This is a genomic window from Cryobacterium sp. TMT1-19 (assembly GCF_004403055.1).
Lineage (GTDB): Bacteria > Actinomycetota > Actinomycetes > Actinomycetales > Microbacteriaceae > Cryobacterium > Cryobacterium sandaracinum.
This window is the reverse complement of record NZ_SOHB01000025.1, coordinates 1-19,147: the sequence shown is the minus strand read 5'-3', so window position 1 is coordinate 19,147 and position 19,147 is coordinate 1. Positions and strand designations below refer to the sequence as shown.

The following is a 19,147-nucleotide window of genomic DNA, read 5'->3' as shown; positions in this document are numbered from 1 at the left end:
ACCCCGAGTGCGGCGGGATCAAGACGCCCTCGATCGCCTGCAGGCGGCCTGGCGTGCGCGCGGGCTAGCCCTTCGGGCAGCCCAGGTGCCGGCGGCCTGCATCATCCGTTGCCCCTGCGACCCGCTCCCCCGGCTGCATATGGCGGCTGCGGGTCGCGCACCGGCGTCGACGTCCCTGGGATCTTCGGCTAGCGGCGGCCGCCCACCTTTTCGCGGGTGTCCCTCGGTAGTTCGCTCTTCTCCCAGCCACGGCGGGCCTTCTGGGAGCCCGCACCGCGGTGGCCGTCCCGCGAGCGGTAGACGATGTAGGGACGCACGAAGTAGCCGAGCGGCGCCGAGAATACATGCACCAGTCGGGTGAAGGGCCACAGCAGGAAGAGCATCGTGGCAAAGAGCACGTGCAGTTGGAAGAAGAACGGCACGTCGCTCATCAGCGCCGGGTCCGGCTGAAAGGCGTACAGGCTGCGGATCCACGGCGAGATCGACCCACGGTAGTCGTAGCCGGCGCCGAGCACCTGGTAGAGCACGGTCGCCGTCGTGCCGAAGGCGATGGTGCCGGCGAGGAACAGGTACATGACCTTGTCCATCATGGTCGTGACCAGCTTGACCCGGGCGACCAGGCGGCGACGGATCAGCAGGATGGCGAGGCCGGCGATGGTCAGCACCGCGGCGACGCTGCCCAGCCAGGTGGCCCCGAGGTGGTAGATGTGCTCGGTGACGCCAAAGAACTCGAGCCACGGTTTGGGGATGAAGAGTCCGACAATGTGACCGCCGAAGACCATCAGGATGCCGTAGTGGAACATGGGCGAGCCCCAGCGGAGCCACTTGTTCTCATAGGTCTGGCTCGACCGTGAGGTCCAGCCGAACTGGTCGAACCGGTAGCGCAGAAGGTGACCGACGATGAAGACCCCGGCGGCGGCGTAGGGGAACGCCACCCAAAGCAGAATGTCGAGCGGATTCATACCCGTACTTCCTCGCTGTTCGCGCCGGACGGCGAGAACGGTTTGAGATTGCCCAGGAAGGTCATACCGACCGTCTCGGTCGGCGGACCCTCGTTCACCAGGTTGAGGTAACGCTGACGCGTCTCCTCGTCGATCTTCGGGAGAGACAGGGAGACCGCCTCCACAATGTGCGCGTAGGGGCTCGGCACGGCCTCGAGTGCCATGCGGAGCACCTCGATCCCGTCGCGGTGCGCGGCGAGCAGTTCCTGGGCGATCGGCGAGTCGCTCCGCGCGGAGAATTCGAGCACCATCGGCAGGTAGTCGGGCAGTTCGTCGGCGGCGACCTCCCAGCCCGCGGCACGGTAGGCCTCGACGAAGCGCACGAGCGCCATGCCGCGGCGACGGGTGTCCCCCGCCGCGTAGTAGCTCAGGTACGGGCAGCACTTGCGCTTGAGGTCGAAAGTGGCCGTGAAGTGGATTTCCAACTCCTGCTGCGTCATCGCATCCGCTTTCGTCAGGAACGCCTCGAAGGCGTGGCGGAGCGGATCCGGCAGCAACGCCACCGACGCGGCGACAGCACCGAAACGGGCCCTTCGCTCCTGGCTGGGGTAATCCAGCAGAATAGATGCCGCCATGTGCGCCATCCGGCCGTCCTCCGCGGACAGAGGCAGCGCCGTGACCTTGCGGGTCGGGAGCTTCGGCAGCCTCACGCGGGACTCCCGGAGGCCTTCGGCGGGAACATGCCCTCCGGCACGCCGCCGCCGGTCCAGTTGAGCAGGTTGACCCGGCCGGGCGTGGTGGGCTTCGTGCGTTCGGAGCCCTTGCCGACCATCTCGTTGTAGTTGTCGACGGTCGCGTTCAGCGGCATCCCGAGGGTCTTGCCATAGGGGCCGGCCGCCGTGGCGACGCTGGGGCCACCCATACCGGGGCCGCCGTCGGTGTCGAGCGAGCAGGCGAGTTCCTCAAGCTCACGCGCCGTCTCGACGTGCGCCTTGGGGATGACGTAGCGATCCTCGTACTTGGCGATGGCCAGCAGGCGGTACATGGCCTCGATCTCGGGACCGGTCATGCCGACCGCTTCCGGGATCGACTCGTCGCGGTCGCGGCCCAGGTTGATGTCGCGCATGTACGACCTCATGGCGGCGAGCTTCCGCAGCGAGGACTCGACGGGAACGACGTCTCCGGCCGAGAACAGTCCGGCGAGGTATTCCACCGGGATGCGGAGCTTGTCGATGGCGGCGAACAGGGTGCGGGCATCCTCACCGTCGTTGTTGGTGGTCGAGATGACGTCGACCACCGGGGACAGCGGGGGGATGTACCAGACCATCGGCATGGTGCGGTACTCCGGATGCAGCGGCAGAGCCACCTTGTACTCGGAGATGAGCTTGTAGATCGGGCTATTCTGGGCCGCGAGGATCCAGTCGTCCTCCATGCCTTCGGCCTTCGCCGCGGCGATGACCTCAGGGTCGAACGGGTCGAGGAAGCAGGCGCGCTGGGCATCCAGCAGGTCGTGCTCGTTCTCGACCGAAGCCTGCGCGAGGACCGCGTCGGCGTCGTAGAGCATCAGGCCGAGGTAGCGCAGCCGGCCGACGCAGGTCTCCGAGCAGATCGTGGGCTTGCCCTGCTCGATCAACGGGTAGCAGAGCGTGCACTTCTCGGCCTTACCCGTCTTGTGGTTGAAGTAGACCTTCTTGTACGGGCAGGCGGAGACGCACATGCGCCAGCCGCGGCATCCGTCTTCGTCGACGAGGACGATACCGTCCTCCTCGCGCTTGTACATGGCGCCCGAGGGGCAGGCCGCGACGCAGGCGGGGTTCAGGCAGTGCTCGCAGATGCGCGGCAGGTAGAACATGAAGGTGTTCTCGAACTCCATCTTCACGTGCTCGCTCATGGTGGCGAGGATGGGGTCGTCTGCCGCCGTCTCCTGCGAGCCGCCGAGGTCGTCGTCCCAGTTGCCGGACCACTTGATGTCCATGTTCTGGCCGGTGAGCAGCGACTTGGGCCGGGCGACGGGGCTTTCCGTGCTCAGCGGAGCCTTGGTCAGCATGTCGTAGTCGTAGGTCCACGGCTCGTAGTAGTCGTCGATCACCGGGAGGTCGGGGTTGTTGAAGATGGTGGCGAGACGCTTGATGCGGCCACCGGAGCGCAGTTTCAGGCGTCCGCGCTTGTTGCGCTGCCAGCCGCCCTTCCACTTGTCCTGGTCTTCGTAGCGGCGCGGGTAGCCGACGCCGGGCTTGGTCTCCACGTTGTTGAACCAGACGTATTCGACGCCGGTGCGGTTGGTCCACACCTGCTTACAGGTGACCGAACAGGTGTGGCACCCGATGCACTTGTCGAGATTCATGATCATCGACATCTGAGCCATTACGCGCATTTAGTACTCAACCTCCTGGCTGCGTCGACGGATCACGGTGACCTCGTCGCGTTGGTTCCCGGTCGGGCCGAGGTAATTGAAAGCGAAGGACAGCTGGGCGTAGCCACCGATCAGGTGACTCGGTTTCAGCAGGATTCGGGTGAGCGAGTTGTTCGTGCCGCCGCGCATGCCACTCGTCTCGGCGATCGGCACATTGATGGTGCGGTCCTTCGCGTGGTACATGTACACGGTGCCCTCGGGCATCCGGTGCGAGACGACCGCACGGGCCACGACGACGCCGTTGCGGTTGTAGGACTCGATCCATTCGTTGTCACGCACGCCGATCTTGTCGGCGTCCTGCGGTGACATCCAGATGGTGGGCCCGCCGCGGGACAGCGACAGCATCATCAGGTTGTCCTGGTACTCGGAGTGAATCGACCACTTGGAGTGCGGGGTGAGGTAGCGCACGGCCACCTCGGCCCGTCCCTTCGAGCCGGTCGCGCCGGTGGACGAGGTCGACCCGACGATGGAATCATCGAACAGGCGGTGCATGTCCAGCGGCGGCCGGAAGATCGGCATGGTCTCCCCCAGCTCGATCATCCAGTCGTGGTCGAGGTAGAAGTGTTGCCTCCCGGTGAGGGTGTGCCAGGGCTTGAGGTGCTCCACGTTGATCGTGAACGCGCTGTAGCGTCGGCCGCCGTGCTCGCTGCCGGACCACTCCGGGGAGGTGAGCACCGGGACCGGGGCACCCTGCACATCCGGGTAGGAGAAGCGACGGCCCTCGTTGTCGCTGGCCAGGTGCGCCAACTTCTGGCCGGTGCGCTCCTCCATCCTGCGGAAGCCTTGCGTACCGAGCCGTCCGTTGGTGGTGCCGGAGAGCGCGAGCACCATTTCGCAGGCCTGGATGGCGGTCTTCAGCTGCGGCCGCCCGGCGGCGGGGCCGCTCTCGACGAGCCCGTTCTTCTTCGCCAGGTAGGCCACCTCGACGTCGGGGTTGAACTTGACGCCCTTGGTCATCATGCCGAGCTTCTCGGTCAGCGGGCCGAGGGCACCGAGCCGGGCGGCGAAGGCCGGGTAGTCGCGTTCGACCACGACCAGTTTGGGCATGGTCACGCCGGGCACCAGCACCTGGTCGTATTCGACGATGCCGTGCGGGGCGCTCATCGCATCCGGGGTGTCGTGCAGCAGCGGAACGGCGACCAGGTCCTTCCGCACCCCGAGGTGCTCCACGGACATCTCAGAGATCTTCTCCGCGAGGATGTGGAAGATGTCGAAGTCGGTCTTCGCCTGCCACGGCGGGGCGATCGCCGGGTTGAACGAGTGGATGAAGGGGTGCATGTCGGTGGTCGACAGGTCGTTCTTCTCGTACCAGGTGGCCGGCGGCAGCACCACGTCGCTGAAGATGGTGGTGCTCGTCATGCGGAAGTCGCTGGTGACCATCAGGTCAAGCTTGCCCTCGGGGGCGGTCTCGTGCCACTTCATGGTCTTCGGACGCTTCTCGGGCGGCGATTCGGGGGCGCGCACGGCGTTCTTGGTGCCCAGCAGGTGCTTCAGGAAGTACTCGTTGCCCTTGCCGGACGAGCCGATCACGTTGGCCCGCCACACGTCGAGGATGCGCGGGAAGTTCTCCGGCGCATCCGGGTCCTCGATGGCGTACTCGAGGGTGCCGTCGCCGAGGGACTCGACCACGTACTGGGCCGGGTCGACGCCCGCCCGGACCGCGTCGTCGACGAGGTCGAGCGAGTTGCGGTTGAAGGTGGGGTAGCCGGGCATCCAGCCGCGCTTGGTCGACTCGACCAGGCAGTCCGCGGTGGTGCGGCCGGCGAAGGTGCCTGCGCCGAGCGGGCTGGACAGGGTGTCGGCGGCGAGGCCGTCGTAGCGCCACTGGTCGGTGGCGAGGTAGAAGAAGCCCGTGCCGATCATCTGGCGGGGCGGGCGCACCCAGTCCAGGCCGAACGCGTACTGGCCGTAGCCGGTGAGCGGGCGCACCTTCTCCTGGCCGACGTAGTGAGCCCAGCCGCCACCGTTGACGCCCTGGCAGCCGGTCATGGTGGTCAGTGCCAGGAAGGCCCGGTAGATGGTGTCGGAATGGAACCAGTGGTTGGTTCCGGCACCCATCAGGATCATCGAGCGTCCATTGGAGTCTTCGGCGTTCTGCGCGAACTCGCGGCCGATGCGTTCGGCGGCCTGCATCGGCACCGAGGTGATGCCCTCCTGCCAGGCAGGGGTACCGGGTGAGGTGGCGTCGTCGTAGCCGGTGGGCCAGACACCGGGCAGGCCGGGCCGGCCGACGCCGTACTGCGCGAGCAGCAGGTCGAACACGGTGGTGACCAGCTGGCCGGCCACCATCCGCACGGGTACGCCGCGACGGATGATGCCCGCACCGCCCGCGTGCTGCTCTCCGATCTCGTCGGTCTCCGGAGCAACGTCGAACCGGGGCATGTCGATGGCGACGGACGCCTGGTCGTAGTCGGGTGCGTCGGCGATGGACAGGAGCGGGTCGACACCCTCGAGGTCGAGGTTCCATTTGCCGACGTCGGTCTCGGAGAAACGGTGCCCGATCGAACCGTTGGGCACGACGACCTCGCCGTCGTGGCCCAGAAGCACCGGCTTGAACGCGGCGCTGGCGACCGTCGGGGCCAGGCCGGGCAGGGCATCCGCGGTCACGAACTTGCCGGGCACGTACGCGTCGCCGCGCCTGGTGAGGCTGATCAGGTAGGCGGAGTCGCTGTAACGCTTCATGTAGTCGACGAAGCGGGGCGTGCGGCGGTCGACCAGGAATTCCTTGAGCACGACGTGGCCCATGGCCAGCGCGAGCGCGCCGTCGGTGCCGGGGTGCACGGCCAGCCACTCGTCGGCGAACTTGGAGTTGTCGGCGTAGTCGGGCGAGACGGTGATGACCTTCTGGCCCTTGTAGCGGGCCTCGACCATGAAGTGCGCGTCGGGCGTGCGGGTGACCGGCACGTTGGAGCCCCACATGATCAGGTAGGAGGAGTTCCACCAGTCTGCCGATTCCGGCACGTCGGTCTGGTCGCCGAACACCTGCGGGGACGCCACGGGCAGGTCGGCGTACCAGTCGTAGAACGAGAGCATGGTGCCGCCGAGCATGGAGATGAACCGGTTGCCCACCCCCTGCGAGACGATCGACATGGCGGGGATCGGCGAGAAGCCGGCGATGCGGTCGGGGCCGTACTTCTTGATGGTGTGCACGTGGGCGGCGGCGACGATCTCGGACGCCTCGTCCCAGCTGGTGCGCACCAGGCCGCCCTTGCCGCGGGCGCTCTTGTAGGCGCGGGCGCTCTCGGGGTCGCCGGTGACCTCGGCCCAGGCGAGCACCGGGTCGCCGGTGCGGGCCTTCGCCGCACGGAACAGGTCAAGCAGCACGCCGCGCACGTAGGGGTACTTGACCCGGGTCGGCGAGTAGGTGTACCAGCTGAAGGCGGCGCCGCGGGGGCAGCCGCGGGGCTCGTATTCGGGTGAGTCGGGGCCGACGGAGGGATAGTCGGTCTGCTGGGTCTCCCAGGTGATGATGCCGTCCTTGACGTACACCTTCCAGGAGCAGGAGCCGGTGCAGTTCACGCCGTGGGTGGACCGCACCTCTTTGTCGTGGGTCCAGCGGTCGCGGTAGAACGAGTCGGCGTCGCGGCCGCCCGTAAGGAACACGGATCGCAGGTCGGGTGAGGCCTTGCCTCGGCGCAGGAACCGCCCGAGCTTCAGGATCGTGTCGTCGATGGGGGCGTCGATGCCGGGCTTGGCCGGCCGGGTCTTAGCCGGCTTCGAGAAAGCCGAATTCTTGAGTGTTTTCACAACGTACCCCTTGCACTGCCCGGGGTCACCATGGTCGGCAACCACCCTCGGACTCCAGTCTCAGGGGTGGCGAAATTCGCTACAAGCCGGAAACGCCGTGATAAATGATTGCCGGCTTGGGCTGTTCCTCGGCGGTGGGTTCGGCGCCTGTTTCGACACCTGGGTCGGCGTCGGACCGGTGCAGGTCGAGGGTGCAGGTGTTCAGTTCGACCAGCGGGTGCAGCGCGTCGGCGCTCAGGGGTCCCTCGGTCCTTTCGAGCAGGGTTTTCAGCAGCCCGAAGTGCACCCGGCAGACCTCGGGGTGCGCCTTGACCATCTCGCTGTACGGGCATTCGTGCAGGTGCACTCGGTTGCCGTCGGCACCGTCGATCTCGAGCCGCGCGTCGAAGCCGGACTCGTCGAGGTGGTCGTCGAGGGCGTCCAGTTGCCGCTGCAGCGGCGAGTGGATGACGGCCTCGACCCGCAGCATCCGTCGCACCTGGTCACCGTGGCGACCGGCGGCTTCGGCCTTCGCGGCCCGGATGGAGCCGACGACGTGGTCCGGGCCGGCGGCGGCGCTGTACAACATCCGAGGCCGGCCCTTGGAGTCTTTGTTTTCCGGGTGACAGGTGACGAAACCGTCCCCGATCAGGCGCTGCAGGTGCTCCCGGGCCGTGTTGTGGTGCAGACCGGTGGCCTCGGCCAGGTCGCCCACCGTCATCGTTCCGCGCTGCTGCAGGAAGTACAGAAGCTGAATCCTGCTGAAGGACGCGAGCGTGCGGTAGCTCGACGAGGGGGAGGACGGCGTCACCCCCTAATCATCTCCTTATTTTCTGATTTCTCTGACTTTTCCGGGGACTGGACATGCGATTCGGACGAAATCCGACGCCGTGCTCTGCGTTCCGCGCGCTGCCCGGACCGGCGCAGCAGGCGCATCGCATTCACGATCACGATCAGTACGGATGCCTCATGCACGAGCATGCCGCCGAACATGCTCATGCCGCCGAACAGCACACCGGCCAGCAACAGCGCCACCGTGACCAGCGCGAGGGCCACGTTCTGGTGCATGACGCGCACCGTGCGGCGGGCCAGGTCGATGGCGGCGGGGAGCATCAGCAGGTTGTCACCCATCAGCGCGATGTCGGCGGTCTCGACCGCGACGGCCGAACCGGCCGCCGCCATCGCGATGCCGATGTCCGCCGTGGCCAGGGCCGGGGCGTCGTTGACGCCGTCTCCCACCATCGCCACGACGTGGCCGTCCCGCCGGAGCCCGGTGACGACGTCGAGCTTGTCCTCCGGCAGCAGCGACGACCGGATCTCGTCGATTCCGACGTGGGCACCCACGGCCTGCGCCACGAGCGGCCCGTCGCCGGTGAGCATGACGACCCGAACGATCCCCGCCTTGTGCAGCGCGTCCACCATGTCGGCGGCGTCGGGACGCACCTCGTCGGCCACGGCCAGGACACCGGCGACGACGCCGTCGAGCACGACGATCAGCGGCGTGCGCCCGTGGGCGGCGAGTTTCTCGGCCAGCGTCGTGGCGGCATCCGTGCCCGCGATCCGGTGGGCGCGGAGCAGGGCCGGATTGCCGATCAGCACGGTGCGGCCGGCCACCGCGGCGACGATGCCCTGCCCGGGCACCGACGTGATGTGTTCCGGCAGGCCGGTCACCTGGGCGCCCTGCGCGGCTTCGCGTGCGGCCTCCCGCGCGGCGGCCTGCACGATCGCCCCGGCCAGCGGATGCTCGGAGCCGGCCTCCGCCCGTGAAGCCCAGTCGAGCACCTCGGCACGGGTCAGAGCGGGGTTCAGCACCACGACATCCGTCAGGACCGGACGGCCCCGGGTGAGGGTGCCCGTCTTGTCGACCGCGACGACCGTGATCTTCGCGGCGGTCTCGAGGAACTCGCCGCCCTTGATCAGGATTCCGAGCTGCGCGGCGCGGCCGATCCCGGCAACGATCGCGACCGGGATGGAGATGACCAGGGCGCCGGGACACCCGATCACGAGCAGGGTCAGCGCCAGGAACACGTCGCCGGTCACCACGCCGACGATGATCGCGAGCACCAGGATGCCGGGGGTGTACCAGCCCGAGAACCGGTCCATGAAGACCTGGGTCGGGGCCGTGGCCTCCTGGGCCTCCTCGACCCGGTGCACGATGTGGGCCAGGGTGGTAGCCGCGCCGACCTCGGTGGCCAGCACCTGCAAGAAGCCGCCGGTCGAGACCGTGCCGGCGAAGACGCGGTCGCCGGCGCGCTTCTCGGCCGGGGAGGACTCGCCCGTGATGGAGGCCTCGTCGATCGTGCCCGTGCCCTGCTGCACGGTGCCGTCGACGGGCACCCGCGCGCCGTTCTTGACCAGGACGGTCTCCCCGGTCCGCACGGACCCGGCCAGGACCTCGAGCTGCTCGCCGTTCCGCAGCACGAGGGCGACGTCCGGGGCCAGGGCCACGAGCGCGGTCAGGGCGGAGCGGGTGCGGCTGAGGGTGGCCGTTTCGAGGGCATGCCCGATCGCGAACAGGAAGGTCACGGCGGCGGCCTCCCAGTATTCGCCGAGCACGATGGCGCCGACGGAGGCGACCGTGACAAGCAGGTCGATGCCCACGACCCGGGCGAGGAGCGCGCGCCCGGCGGTCCGCATGATCGGGAACCCGGCCACGACCGCGGCCGCCACCATCGCCACGTCGGAGACAAGCGGCGGCACCGGCAGAAGGCCGAGCAGCCAGGCGGCGCCGATCAACGCGCCGGAAATGAGGGGAATCAGGTGGCGGCGCACGATGGTCATGTCACTCCCCCTGTCCGCCGGTCAGAACGCGGCCAGGTGGGCGGTGTAGCCGGCCTTGCCGACGGCGGCGATGAGGGCATCCGTGCTGACGACGGCCGGGTCGTGGTCGATCTCGATCCGGGCGGTGGCGAAGAACACGGTCACGGCGCTGACTCCGGCGAGGCGGCCGATCTGCTTCTCGATCTTGGCGACGCAGGACGGGCAGGAAAAGCCGTCGGCCCGCAGGATGGTGTGGACGGTGGCCGGGGTGGATGTCGGGGTGGATGTCGGGGTGGGGATGATTGTCGTCATGACTGCGACGTTACGAACTCGAGACGGCGGCGACCATGACGGCCGTCACTTTGCCGCAATCAGGCCGGAACGGTCGAGCACGGCGGTCCACCGCCGTCCGGAATCGATCAACCCGTCCCGGCGCAGGCCGCTCATGGCGCGGGACACCGACTCGGCGCTCGTGCCGGTCATGGCGGCCAGGTCGGCGCGGGTCAGAGGCAGCTGGATCAGGGTGGTACCGGCGCCGTCCCCCGGCACGCCGAAGGTGTCGGCGAGGCGCAGCAGGGTCGCTGCCACCCGCGTTGTGACGGTAACGGAGGCCTGCTCGGCCTCCCTCGACCGGGCCCGGTGAAGACGGTCGACGACGACGTCCAGCACGCGCAGCGCCACCGGCGGATGCGCGAGCAACATCTGCCGGAAGGCGCCGGATTCGAGGCGCAGGGCGCAGGTGGTCACGAGGGCAACGGCCGTCTCGGGGTACCGGCCCGCGTCCAGCGCGGTCAGGCTGCCCAGCACTGCTCCCGGGCCGAGGAAGTCGAGGCTCGTGGACTGCCCGGTCGAGGTCGATCGGAACACCTTCGCCTGGCCGGCCGCGAGCACGAACACGTGCTCGGACAGCTCGCCGGCGGTGAACAGCGTGTCTCCGGGACCCCAGGAGAGCGACAGCATCCGTTCGGCCAGGTTGGCGAGCTCGCCGGCCGACAGGTCCTGGAAGATCGGGATCTGGCCGAGAATGGTGTTTCGCATGGCGGAGGAGCACGGATGCGGCCGCGCGCAGGTGCTGCGCAGCGGTGTGCGCCGGGCCACGCTCACGGCTTCGTCGCCGGGATCTCGAGGTGGGCGAGGCAGACGCCCGGGCGGGCGAACGGCTCGAGGGTGACGCCGACTCCGGGTGAGTGCAGGCGCTCGAGGGCGCCCTCCATCAGGCCGCGGTGCACCGCGCACACGACGTCGCTGTGGTCCTTGGCCACATCGAGGAACGGGCAGCGGTGCAGCTCGATCACGACGTCGACCGGGGCGGCGGCGGCGCCGCCGAAAGCGACGTCATCGGCAGCACCGGCAGCACCGGCAGCACCGGCATCCCCGGCAGCACCGAGGCGCGGCTCGAAGCCGACCTCGTCGAGGATCTGAACGATACGCCCGACCGATGCTGGGGGGACCGCCCCCGGCTGCGCGTCGGAGAGTCCGGCATCCGTCTCGGCCATCTCCCTGCCCCAGCGCCGCCCGGCCTCCGCGGCCGCGGCCGCGCCCGAGGGAACGTCCCTGCCCAGGCCGCCGGCCAGGAGACCGGCGAGAAGCCGGTAGGACTCGGCGGGGACCTCGGCGGCGGGTGACGTGGCGCGAAAGAAAAGCCGGGGCCGCCCGGGACGCACGCGCGCCTCGACGGTCTCGGCGACCAGGCCCACCTCGACCAACCGGTCGAGATGGGACCGAACCGTGTTCGCGTGCAGCCCCACCGCTTGGGCGATGGCCGGCACATCCAGCGCCGCGTCGGCATCGCGCAGGAGCTCGAGAATGGCGACCCGACTGATGCCGGAAAGCACGCGGTGGGTGCGGGCGTCAAGGGGTTGGATAGGCACCCGATTAGTTTTCCCTATATCTATGGTAAAAACAACTGAGGGCCGAAATTCGGCGCTGAGCAAGGACTTGCCCCATGACCGACACGCACGTGCGCCCCATCCGGGTGCTGCACCACGACACCGCCGAACGGCCCTTCATCGTCATCTGGGAGGTGACGCGCGCCTGTCAACTGGTCTGCACCCACTGCCGGGCCGACGCCATCCGCACGCGCAACCCGTTCGAGCTGAGCACGGACCAGGGTCGCAAATTGTTGGACGACCTCGCCGCGTTCGGCACACCGCGCCCGCTGGTCGTGCTCACCGGCGGGGACCCGTTCGAGCGCCCCGACTTGCCGGAGCTCGTCGCCCACGGCACCAGCCTCGGCCTGAGCATGGCCCTCTCCCCCTCGGTCACCCCGCGCCTCACCCGTGAGGTCCTGGTCGAGCTCCACGACGCCGGGGCCAAGGCGGTCTCACTCTCGCTGGACGGCGCCTCAGCGGCCACCCACGACGCCTTCCGCGGCGTCGACGGCGTCTACGACGACACCATGATCGCCGCCCGAATGGTGCGCGAGGTCGGCTACCGACTGCAGATCAACACGACCGTCACCCGCGACACCGTGCACGAGCTGCCCGGCATCCTGAAGACCGTCCTCGATCTCGGCACCACCCTGTGGAGTGTCTTCTTCCTCGTGCCCACCGGCCGCGGCAAGCTCCTGAACGCCCTGACCGCGGCCGAGGAGGAGGAGGTGCTGCACTGGCTGCACGACGTCTCCGACCTGGTCGCCGTCAAGACCACCGAGGCACCCCACTACCGACGCATCGCGCTTCAGCGGGCCGGCGTGGACGACGGGGTCGACCTCGACACCGCGTTCCCAGTCGGCCCGCTGAGAGCCTCGCTGCGGGAGGCCACGGAGCGGTTGCTCACCGGTGAGGAGCCGAGGCGGCGGCGTCCGCGGGCCCCCCTCGACGTCAATTCCGGGCGCGGGTTCGCCTTCGTCGACCATGTCGGTCTCGTTTATCCCAGCGGGTTCCTGCCCGTGTCCGTGGGGTCGGTGCACGAGCAGTCCTTCTCCAAGATCTACCGGGAGGCGCAGCTACTCCAGGAGCTGCGCACCCCGGATCTCTTCGGCGGCCGGTGTGGTCACTGCGAATTTCGCACGGTCTGCGGCGGCTCCCGCTCGCACGCCTACGCGGTGACCGGGGACCCGCTCGCCGAGGACCCCAGCTGCGAATACCAGCCCACTACCGACTGAGCAGCCCACAGCGCTGAGCGGTTTACAGCACCACCCGCACGCAGAAGCGCCCGGCCGATTACTCGGCCGGGCGCTTCTGCGTGCGGGTGGTGCACGGCAGGTCAGTCCAGGTGGTGCCCGCCCTTGACCCAGCGCAGGGCGCCGAGGATCCCGATGGCCACGCCGAACATCCCGACGATCATGCCCACGAAGAGCCAGACGAAGAGCGGCTCCAGGGCGCCGACCGTCTGGTCGACTCCGACGATCGTGCCGCCGAGGAACCCGGCGATGGGTGCGAAGATGCCGGCGAAGACTCCGATCAGCATCAGACGGATGCTGAGGGCGCGGTCGCGTGAATCGGTGTCGGCCATTAGGAAGAAACCTCCGTTGTCTGTGCTGCGGCAGCCGCGACGGCGGTCGCAACGGCGGCGGCGAAGGCCGCGGCGGCCCCCGCCGGTTCCGGCAGGGGAACCGTGTCCGCACCGGGGGGTGCGGCGCTCGGCTGGGCCACCTGCTGGGTGACCTTGCCGTTGAGGAACGGACCGAGAATGTCCATCGGAAGCGGGAAGACCACGGTCGATTTCTGGTCGGCGCCCAGCTCGAGCAGGGTCTGCAGGTAGCGCAGCTGAAGCGACGCGGGATTGCGGCTCAGGATTTCCGCCGCCTGGCCCAGCTCCTCCGACGCCTGCAGTTCACCGTGGGCGTTGATGATCTTCGCCCGGCGATCCCGCTCGGCTTCGGCTTCACGGGCCATGGCACGCTGCATCGCCTGCGGAATCTCGACATCCTTGATTTCGACGACCTTCACCTGCACGCCCCAGGGTTCGGTTTGCGCGTTGATGTTGCGGGCGAGGTCTTCGTTCAGGTCGGCCCGGTGGGCGAGCAGGGTGTCGAGGTCGGCGCGGCCCACGACCGAGCGCAGCGTTGTTTGCGACATCTGGGAGGTGGCGATGGCGTGGTTCTCGACCGCCATCACCGAACGGACCGGGTCGGTGACCTGGAATAGGACGACGGCGTTGACCCGGGCCGGAACGTTGTCCTTGGTGATGACGTCCTGCGGCGGGATCGTGAGGGTCACGATCCGGAGGTCGACCCGCACCATCTTGTCCAGTCCGGGGAACACCATCTGCACACCCGGGTCCCGCACCGGGCCCAGCCGGCCGAATCGGAACGCCACGCCCCGCTCGTATTCCTGCAGCACCTTGAAGGAAGCTGCCAGCCAGACGAGCAGCAGCGCCACCACGATCAGGGCCGCGATCTGCCAGGCCATCACGAGTTGCCCCTCCGGTTCCAGCCCACGGCGGGGCCGGAACGACCCGGGTCGGCCTCCGTCTCCAGTTCAGCCCAACGGGCTGAGAATGAGGCGCTCACTGTGTTTCCTTTCATCGTTTCCGGATCGGCGTCGGTTTGCTCCGACGCCCGGGCGCTCGCGTACGGTTCGATTTGAACCGGCCGCGGGCCCGTTTTTCTGATGCTGCCGTAGCCGCTGCGCCGCTGCGCCTCGACCGCCGCCGTGGCGGCACGGGCCGCGACGCTTTCGTCGAGCCCTACGACCTTGAGATGCTCGGGAAAGCGAGCGGGCGTGCGACGCAGGTGCGACCACAACGGCCAACTGCCGGCGGCGATGACGGCCGAGGCCGACCCAAGGATCAGCAATTCCACGCCCGTGCGGTTCTGGAACATGGACGCAAGCGGCCAGATGAGCCCGAGCACGACGACGGAGCAGGCGATCCCGCGATGGAACCGTTCTGCCTCCGAACTGGGCCAGGGGTCGATGTTTCGCGCGAGCTGCCGGCCCGCATCCGAGGTGGTGCAGGTGTCCTTGACCGGGCAGGGGTTGCAGACCGTGGGGCTGGCCTGGTATCGCGTCACCCGGTTATCCGGATCGAAGGAGATCGGCCAGAGCCATTGGTCCTCCGAACACTTCCAGGCATCGTGGTCTTCGTGGTAGTCGAACCCGCCGGACCGCATGGCGGTGGATTTCGTCGCGGTGCGTCTCGCCAGGAGGTCCAGCACGTGTGCCACGGCCAGCAGGAAGCCGCCGTAGACAAGCGCGAACCAGACCTCCGGATTGATGGACGCCATCACACGCCGCCGCCCGGGCGGTCCCCACCGATCTCCCCGGTGCCGGTGGAGCGGTAGTCCGAGGAATATCCGGATGTCGGCTCCGCGCCGCCGGTGACCGTCGCGCCGGTGGGGACCGCCTCGACGAACAAAGCCTCCATCGGCACGTCGTGGGTGGTTGCCTTGATGCGGTAGCGAACCCCGAGCCAGGTGATCCAGACGAACGGCATCACGCCTCCGACGATGAAGACGATGTCACCGGGCATCCGCAGCCATTCGAGAACGGCGTTGCCGGGCTCGTTGATGAAGTTGAGGCTGCGGGCTTCGAAGTAGCCGTCGTTGATGGAGTGCCAGAGCTGAATGACGCCGAGCGGCAGCAGCGTTGCGAACGTCATCCAGGCCAGACCGATGTTGAGGCACCAGAACGAGATCTTGGCGAGCTTGTCCGGCCAGCGCTCGGCCGGGATCAGGTAGCGCAGGGCGAAGAGCGACAGACCGACGCCCATCATTCCGTACACGCCCATCATCGCCGCGTGGGCGTGGTTGGCCGTCAGCGCGGTACCGATCTCGTAGTACGAGACGATCGGCAGGTTGATCAGGAATCCGAAGACGCCGGCACCCAGGAAGTTCCAGAAGCCGACCGCGACAAGGAACATCACGGCCCAGCGGTGCGGGAACGGAGCCGAACTGCGCGACTCCTGCCGGGCACCGAGTTGGAGGAAGCTCCAGGCCTCGATCGTCAGGAAGGTCAACGGGATGACTTCCAGGGCGGAGAAGAAGGCTCCCAGCGCCATGTGCTCGACGGGGGTTCCGGAGAAGTACAGGTGGTGCATGGTGCCGAGGATGCCACCGGCGGAATACAGGATGACGTCGAGCAGGATGATCTGCATCGCGATCTTGCGGTGCACGACCCCGAGCATGACGAAGATGTAGGCCACCATCACGGTCGTGAACAGTTCCAGGAAGTCCTCAACCCAGAGGTGCACCACCCAGAAGCGCCAGAACTCGGCGACGCTCAGGTGAACCTCGGTGCCGGCGAGCATTCCGACGGCGTAGAACGCGGGGATCGCGAGACCGGCGTAGAAGAAGAGCCACGGCAGGTTGAAGCGGTGCTCAGACTTCAGACGCGCCCGGATGCCGCGGTAGATGATCGCGATCCACAGGAAGAGTCCGACGACGAGCATGCCCTGCCACACCCTGGGCAGGTCGATGTACTCCCACTGCATGTCCCAGAACGGCGAGCCCTTCGCGGCCTCGACGCCGAAGATGCTCAAGGCTTCACCCACGAACGATCCGACGATGACCAGGGCGAGGGCGCCGAGCAAGCCGTAGGCCAACCAGTGCTGACGTTTGGGTTCACGCCCGGAGATATACGGGGCGAGGAAGATGCCTGCGGCCAGGAACGAGGTGGCCGTCCACAACAGCGAAAGCTGCACATGCCAGGTTCGGGCGAGGTTGAACGGCAGCAGCTGAGCCAGGTCGACTCCGAAGAAGCTCGACAGGTCGACCCGGTAGTGCTCGATGGCGGCACCCAGGAAGGCCTGGGCCAGGAACATCAAAGCCACCACGAAGAAGAACCAGGCCGTGGCGGTCTGGGCGGGTGTCACCGCCACCTCCCCCGGCTGTCGGAAGGACAGTGCCGGGGTTTCTTCCCCGTGCTGCCAGCCCATCCTCTTGCTCCACCGGCCGTAGAGGCCGAAGAGGGCGCCGAGGGCAACCATCAGGGCCACGAGCGAGAGACCGCTCCACACGATGATGTCGGCGGTCGGAACGTTGTCCACGAGCGGCTCGGCCGGCCAGTTGTTCGTGTACGAGTAGTTGTGACCGGGCCGCTCAGCAGAGGCTGCCCAGGACGTCCAGGCGAAGAAGGCGGTCAGGTCGTGGATGTCCGCCGAGTCCGTGATGGCATTCGGGATCAGGCCGTATTGGGTGGTCGGGGAACCGAAGAAATCGGCGTAGTGCTGCTTGAGCGTGTCGAAGGCCTCGATCTGCAGATCGGTGAATTCGAGGTCGCCGGTGGCCTTGTCGTAGCGGTTGGTCCGCATCATCTCGACGAGGGCACCCTGTGGGTCCTGCACACCGGACGCGGTCAGGGCCTCGAGCACCTCGGTCGAGGAGCGCCGCAGGTAGTCGGCCGTGTAGTCCGGTCCGAGGTAGCCGCCGTGACCCAGGATCGAGCCATACTGCTGCAGGCCGCGCCGCACGAAGGTCTGCTGGCCCGCGGTGATGTCGGCCGTCGTGAAGACAACCTCACCCTGCGAGTCGACGACCTGCTTGGGCTGGGGCATCGAGTCCGTATAGGTCCTCAAGGCCAGGAAGCCCATCACGGCGAACCCGAAGACCATTACCAGGGCTACGCCCTGCAACCATCCTTTGGAAACCATCAACTCCGATCGCAGTTTTCCTGCACCGGCTCTCAATCGGACCACGGTGGGCCCCTTTCCATGTTGCGTGATTCAAGGGCGCGGAAGCAGGTACTGCCAGCTGTCACGGTTCCTCCCCCGGATAGGTCACGCGGGGTGGTTGAAAGCTACCACAGGATTAAAAGTATGAGTGACATTTCTAATCACTTCACCGGACTCGCAGTCACGATATTCCACAATAAAAACCCTGTCCAACGGTGTAATACCCTCACACAGCAGACTGAGGCGACGGGCCGCCCATTTCTTCCACCCGACCGGCGACACGCCGCACACAATCATTTTTGGGGAAACTCGGACAAAGATCACGGACTGACCAGGACGACGCCGCGGGCGCCTTTCTCGGCATCAGACATGATGTGGCTGACGAAGGGGTAGCTGCCGGCCTCCGGGAAGGTCAACTCGACGAAGCCACCCTGGGCCACGGCCAGGTCGAGCACCTGGGAGCCGCCCGTGCCGGTGCTGCCGCCATCACGCAGCAGGTAGTCGCCCTCCGTGAAAACGGTGTCGAACTGGCCGCCCACGACGTGGAAGGAGCTGCCCACGTTGGGGCCGGCGTCCAGCACCCAGATGCGCACCTTCTCGCCGACCTTCGCCGTCAGCGGGCGGGCACCGTACTGGTTGGCGATGCCGTTGAAGACCACCAGGTCGGGGAACTGCGCCGCCACCTTGTCGGCGTCGGCCTCCCCGCCCTGCGCACCGAGGTAGAGCTCGGACTGCACCAAAACGTATTCCCGGTCGACCGCTGAAAGCCCGGGTGGATCAATGATCACGGCGCCGAACATGCCGTTCGCCATATGCACCGACATGGGCATCGTGCCGCAGTGATAGAGCCAGATCCCCGAGCGGGTCGCGGTGAAACGATAGGTCAGGCTCTCCCCCGGATTGATGCTGCGCATAGGCCGATCGGGCGCGAGGGCACCCGCGTGGAAGTCGATGGAGTGCTCGATCGACCCGTCGTTGACGAAGGTGATGTCGAAGACGTCGCCGACCTTGCCGTGCAGGGTCGGGCCGGGGGCTGTGCCGTTGAATGTCCACAGGGTCTGGGTGACGCCGGGAGACACCTCGGTCTCCACGTCTTCCACCCGCATGGTCAACGCGTGCACGGTCTCCGCCTCCGCCGCCCCCAGCGCCGGGTCGCGGGCGACGAAATCGGCGTCGGGCTCACGCATTAAATCGAGATCGTCTGCCGCGCTGGACGCGCCGCCGGCGGACGCAGAGCCGTGGTCCATCGCTGGGGAGTCGTCGCCGGACTGAGGCTCGGCTCCGACGGCCACGACCGTGAGCACCATGCCCAGGACCTTGTGGCCGGCGATGGAGCACCAGCCCTCGACGTCGGCTCCCACGATGCCGGCGTCGACCTGCCGGCTGGTGCCCGGGGCGACGGAACCGGAGACCACGCCGGTGGCGAGCACGAGGTTGTGCACCATCTCGTCGTCGTTGGTCAGGTTGATCACCAGGGTGTCGCCGACGGGCACCTCGATGGTGTCCGGGCTGAAGCGCGTGTTCTTCATGACGACGTCGACCGTGGTCGTGTGGCCGGTCGACACCCTGTCGACGGATGCCCCGCCGCTGGCGATTCCGGCGGCGGCCGGGTCCATGGCGATCCCCAGGGTCACGGCCAGGAGCAGGACGCCGACGGCCGTGACGGTCGCGCCGGTGCGGCTGGGCTGCGCCGCGGCGACCGGTGGAGCCGGCCGGGCCGGCGGAGCCGTCGCATCCGTCGCCCGGCGCAGCC

The 19,147-nt window shown here is 67.8% G+C and carries 15 protein-coding genes; 1 reads left to right on the top strand and 14 read right to left on the bottom strand.

Features of this window, described 5'->3' with window-relative positions; genetic code table 11:
- Positions 1–188: 188 nt before the first annotated feature.
- From narI to E3T40_RS06125, 9 genes are all read right to left on the bottom strand, one after another.
- Entirely contained in the window at positions 189–962 is a 774-nt protein-coding gene (gene narI, locus E3T40_RS06165; protein ID WP_134542916.1) for a respiratory nitrate reductase subunit gamma, read from the bottom strand.
- Positions 959–1,651 carry a nitrate reductase molybdenum cofactor assembly chaperone gene (narJ, locus tag E3T40_RS06160; RefSeq protein WP_233199231.1) on the bottom strand — a complete coding sequence of 231 codons (693 nt, stop codon included), beginning with the start codon at positions 1,649–1,651 and terminating at the stop codon, positions 959–961. The genes narI and narJ overlap by 4 nt, the downstream gene beginning before the upstream one ends.
- Entirely contained in the window at positions 1,648–3,315 is a 1,668-nt protein-coding gene (gene narH / locus E3T40_RS06155; RefSeq protein WP_134542915.1) for a nitrate reductase subunit beta, read from the bottom strand. Before narH ends, narJ begins: the two co-directional genes overlap by 4 nt.
- The gene (locus E3T40_RS06150) at positions 3,316–7,101 is read right to left on the bottom strand and encodes a nitrate reductase subunit alpha (RefSeq protein ID WP_104170185.1); all 3,786 of its coding nucleotides are present in this window, start codon (positions 7,099–7,101) and stop codon (positions 3,316–3,318) included.
- 79 nt (positions 7,102–7,180) lie between these two features.
- A complete protein-coding gene (locus E3T40_RS06145; RefSeq protein ID WP_104170169.1) occupies positions 7,181–7,891 on the bottom strand; it encodes a metalloregulator ArsR/SmtB family transcription factor in 711 nt (236 codons plus the stop codon).
- Positions 7,888–9,861: a cation-translocating P-type ATPase gene (locus E3T40_RS06140; protein WP_134542914.1), complete on the bottom strand. Its 1,974-nt coding sequence runs from the start codon at positions 9,859–9,861 to the stop codon at positions 7,888–7,890. The genes E3T40_RS06145 and E3T40_RS06140 overlap by 4 nt, the downstream gene beginning before the upstream one ends.
- 21 nt (positions 9,862–9,882) lie before the next feature.
- Positions 9,883–10,152, bottom strand: coding sequence for a heavy-metal-associated domain-containing protein (locus tag E3T40_RS06135; RefSeq protein ID WP_104170167.1), 270 nt, complete (start codon positions 10,150–10,152; stop codon positions 9,883–9,885).
- Positions 10,153–10,197: 45 nt separating this feature from the next.
- Positions 10,198–10,878, bottom strand: a complete 681-nt coding sequence (locus tag E3T40_RS06130; protein WP_134542913.1) for a Crp/Fnr family transcriptional regulator — start codon at positions 10,876–10,878, stop codon at positions 10,198–10,200.
- Positions 10,879–10,940: 62 nt separating this feature from the next.
- On the bottom strand, positions 10,941–11,711 hold the full coding sequence (locus E3T40_RS06125) for a metalloregulator ArsR/SmtB family transcription factor (protein WP_158252036.1): 771 nt from the start codon (positions 11,709–11,711) through the stop codon (positions 10,941–10,943).
- A gap of 74 nt (positions 11,712–11,785) precedes the next feature.
- On the opposite strand from E3T40_RS06125, the gene E3T40_RS06120 reads away from it, so the two are divergent.
- Positions 11,786–12,946 carry a TIGR04053 family radical SAM/SPASM domain-containing protein gene (locus E3T40_RS06120; RefSeq protein ID WP_134542912.1) on the top strand — a complete coding sequence of 387 codons (1,161 nt, stop codon included), beginning with the start codon at positions 11,786–11,788 and terminating at the stop codon, positions 12,944–12,946.
- Positions 12,947–13,047: 101 nt separating this feature from the next.
- Here the strand turns inward: E3T40_RS06120 and E3T40_RS06115 are convergent, their stop codons facing one another.
- From E3T40_RS06115 to E3T40_RS06095, 5 genes are all read right to left on the bottom strand, one after another.
- Positions 13,048–13,296 (bottom strand): hypothetical protein, encoded by a 249-nt coding sequence (locus tag E3T40_RS06115; RefSeq protein ID WP_104170164.1) that lies wholly within the window; start codon positions 13,294–13,296, stop codon positions 13,048–13,050.
- The gene (locus tag E3T40_RS06110) at positions 13,296–14,195 is read right to left on the bottom strand and encodes a slipin family protein (protein WP_134542921.1); all 900 of its coding nucleotides are present in this window, start codon (positions 14,193–14,195) and stop codon (positions 13,296–13,298) included. The genes E3T40_RS06115 and E3T40_RS06110 overlap by 1 nt, the downstream gene beginning before the upstream one ends.
- The gene (locus E3T40_RS06105) at positions 14,195–15,010 is read right to left on the bottom strand and encodes a hypothetical protein (protein WP_174843648.1); all 816 of its coding nucleotides are present in this window, start codon (positions 15,008–15,010) and stop codon (positions 14,195–14,197) included. Before E3T40_RS06105 ends, E3T40_RS06110 begins: the two co-directional genes overlap by 1 nt.
- Positions 15,010–17,373, bottom strand: coding sequence for a nitric-oxide reductase large subunit (locus E3T40_RS06100; RefSeq protein ID WP_104170162.1), 2,364 nt, complete (start codon positions 17,371–17,373; stop codon positions 15,010–15,012). The genes E3T40_RS06105 and E3T40_RS06100 overlap by 1 nt, the downstream gene beginning before the upstream one ends.
- A 341-nt stretch (positions 17,374–17,714) precedes the next feature.
- A partial coding sequence (locus tag E3T40_RS06095) for a multicopper oxidase domain-containing protein (RefSeq protein ID WP_166786595.1) occupies positions 17,715–19,147 on the bottom strand: 1,433 nt, incomplete at its 5' end.

Bases quoted from the DNA above. Each gene is read 5' to 3' on its own strand.
- E3T40_RS06100 (WP_104170162.1), bottom strand. From the start codon at position 17,373: ATGGTTTCCAAAGGATGGTTGCAGGGCGTAGCCCTGGTAATGGTCTTC.
- narH (WP_134542915.1), bottom strand. From the start codon at position 3,315: ATGCGCGTAATGGCTCAGATGTCGATGATCATGAATCTCGACAAGTGC.
- E3T40_RS06140 (WP_134542914.1), bottom strand. From the start codon at position 9,861: ATGACCATCGTGCGCCGCCACCTGATTCCCCTCATTTCCGGCGCGTTG.
- E3T40_RS06135 (WP_104170167.1), bottom strand. From the start codon at position 10,152: ATGACGACAATCATCCCCACCCCGACATCCACCCCGACATCCACCCCG.
- E3T40_RS06115 (WP_104170164.1), bottom strand. From the start codon at position 13,296: ATGGCCGACACCGATTCACGCGACCGCGCCCTCAGCATCCGTCTGATG.
- E3T40_RS06110 (WP_134542921.1), bottom strand. From the start codon at position 14,195: ATGGCCTGGCAGATCGCGGCCCTGATCGTGGTGGCGCTGCTGCTCGTC.
- E3T40_RS06105 (WP_174843648.1), bottom strand. From the start codon at position 15,010: ATGGCGTCCATCAATCCGGAGGTCTGGTTCGCGCTTGTCTACGGCGGC.
- E3T40_RS06130 (WP_134542913.1), bottom strand. From the start codon at position 10,878: ATGCGAAACACCATTCTCGGCCAGATCCCGATCTTCCAGGACCTGTCG.
- E3T40_RS06120 (WP_134542912.1), top strand. From the start codon at position 11,786: ATGACCGACACGCACGTGCGCCCCATCCGGGTGCTGCACCACGACACC.
- narI (WP_134542916.1), bottom strand. From the start codon at position 962: ATGAATCCGCTCGACATTCTGCTTTGGGTGGCGTTCCCCTACGCCGCC.